A 438-nucleotide genomic window follows, 5' to 3' on the forward strand; every position below is an offset into this window, starting at 1 on the left:
CGACCCCGAAGGCACACCCGCCCTCGTCGCCGCCGGCGCCCTCGGCGTGGGCAGCCTCACCGCCGCCCGTGCCGCTGCCCACCGTTGCTCCGGCGCCGGTCGTCGCTGCGCTGCTGACGCTCCCACCCCCGCCCGAGCCGCCGCTGCCCGTCGCTCCCCCTTCACCCTCGCTCGGGGCGCCCCCGCCGCCGGTCGGCTCCGGATCCGGCGCGTCGAGCGGCGTGAACCTCCACCAGTTGAAATTGAACAGGGGCCCGTTTCCACCGGCGAACTTCAGGAACAGATCGTGTACGCCCGTCGCGCCGTCGACTGGGCAGGACGTGGTGACCCAGGTCTGGGCGCCGCCGGTCCCCTGAACCGTGCAGGTCCCCACCAGCGTGCCGGTCGGGCTGCCGAGGCGCAGCTCGATGCTGCGGCCGCCGGTCGCCGAGGCGACTC

1 protein-coding gene is annotated in these 438 nt (G+C 75.3%); it reads right to left on the reverse strand.

The genetic code is table 11. The annotated features are described in order from the left end of the window. Positions 1–438: carbohydrate-binding protein (locus BN4575_RS22375; RefSeq protein WP_218060824.1), on the reverse strand; the 438-nt coding region annotated here is incomplete at both ends.

Origin of the sequence: Aeromonas sp. EERV15 (genome assembly GCF_900079845.1) — a bacterium.
In the GTDB taxonomy this organism is placed as follows: Bacteria; Pseudomonadota; Gammaproteobacteria; order Enterobacterales; family Aeromonadaceae; genus Aeromonas; species Aeromonas sobria.